This is a genomic window from bacterium, assembly GCA_040757115.1.
GTDB lineage: Bacteria > UBA9089 > CG2-30-40-21 > CG2-30-40-21 > SBAY01 > JBFLXS01.
On the sequence record JBFLYA010000020.1, the window covers coordinates 1 to 2,163 of the forward strand.

Below are 2,163 nucleotides of genomic sequence, written 5' to 3' on the forward strand. Positions count from 1 at the left end.
AGTAGAAAATCCTCCATTACTACAAGAAATAAACAATTCTGTTTTTCCTGATGTAGTTACTCAAGGAGAAAAAAATGTGAGTTTTCAAGTAGCAATTATGAATTTAAGTAATATCGGTGTTTCCCTATCTCCTCTATCTACTATTTCCTTTGGTGACGGAGCAAATACATTTACAACTACCTTAACAACCATAATCCATATCCCGGGACATGAAAATGCTATTTTGTCTTTTAACCCATTAGATATCCCGACAAATTTAGTTTCTATGATTTATTCACCTGCCTTATCTTTAAAAGGCACGGATACCAATTCTCAAACCTACTCCCAAATTTTATCTGGTGGAAATAAAGTCAAGGTTTCTCCACCTTATGTTACTTTTATTGCCGAAAATATACCAACCGAGATTAAAAATCCAGGACAGCGTCCTCTTGAAATTTTAAAGATAAAATCAGAGAATTCCTACACAGCCACGAAAACAATTACTGCCATTAAATTAACTAATACCACACAAGGTTTAGGTTCACAATCTGAATTAGATTCACAAATCGAAAGACTGTCTTTGTATCATAACACTACCCTGGTGGGGACGACTACATTTACTTCAGGCATAGCCATATTCAATAGTCTTAATATTCCAATTCCACCTGATTATGGCACAACGACCCTGCTGGTTACTTATGATCTCTCATTTGACTTTGCAAAAGACCAGGATATAATAGATGTCGCACTGGCAGATGTAACCTTTGCTACGACCACGACTGTCAATGGCGATTTTCCTTTAAATTCCTATGGACATCATCTTGTAGATGGGATGGTTGCCGACCAGATAAAGATTTATGATGTCCTACCAGATAGTTTTAAATCAGGTGAATTGAATGATTTGGTTCTGAATGTAACTATTCCTCCCAATGGTTATGCGACTGATACCTTGAAGGCTTTAAGTATTGAAAATGCTGGCACGGCTAAATATGAAGATGTTGTTTTTAAATTCTGGCTCGATAATGGAGATGAGATATTTGGCACGATAAGTGATATTTGTCTGGGAACAATGAATTTTACCGGGGCAATGTGGCATAGAACTGGCTTGAATCAACCCATTGGCACAACTGGTTTAAAGGTGTTTGTCACGGTAGATATTACTGAAATTGCTGATGAAGGAAAAACAATAAAAATAAAAATCCCAATAAAAGGTATTGAAGTCCTGTCAGAAAATGATGGTCCAATAGATAACCCTATCACTAATTATTACTCACAACAGATTAAAGTCCATAATAAAGTTATATTTGAGGCATTGGATTTATTAAAAGAAAAGGTATATCCAGGAACTAAAGAACTTGAGATTTTAAATTTATCAGTGACCAATTATTATTCACAAACCCAAACCTTAACCTCGTTGATAATGACTAATAATAGTCTGGGCACAGGAAGTTTAAATCAAATTGATTCGCAGGTGGACATCCTTTATCTTTATCAAGGAACAGCCAATATTGGTGTGGCGAACTATAAAAATAGCCGGGCTGTGTTTTCAGGGCTAAACCTTGATATTAGTCCGTATGAAACAAAATATATTAAGCTCCGATATAATCTTTCGCTCCAGAATGCCAGAGATGATAATATCATTGATTGTCATATCGCGGGTTCAACTGATATTGGTTTTAAATCCGCAACGATAACTATTGGTGGAATATTTCCGTTAGACTCTTTTGGATTTCATAAAATAGATGGTCTGGTCAATAACCAGATTATTAATTATGGTGCTCAATCTTTGACTGTGGCGACCGGGACAACAGATTTAGTTGTCCTGGATGTGTTTATTCCGGGTAATGGGTATGCGGATGATGTCTTGACGAAAATAAGGATTAAAAATGGTGGCACGGCAAAAGATTCAAGAGATATAAAAATGGTTAAAGTATGTGATGGTCAAAATACATATACTACTACCTGGAAACAAGAATATTGGGAATGGACAGGAACTATTAGTGTTCCCAGAAGAATATATATTCTAACAGATATTGCTGATAACCCGGGAAATACAATTATGATGAAAATTCCGGTTAACGGCTTAGAATTTCTATCAGATAATGACGGACCAATAGATTCTGAAGTCATCAATCCATATCTCCAGATTATCTCTGCGGGGCTATTATCTTCATTAAAATTAAC

The 2,163-nt window shown here is 35.7% G+C and carries 1 protein-coding gene; it reads left to right on the forward strand.

Translation table 11 applies throughout. The features are described from left to right. A partial coding sequence (locus AB1422_02775; protein ID MEW6618270.1) for a hypothetical protein occupies positions 1-2,163 on the forward strand: 2,163 nt, incomplete at both ends.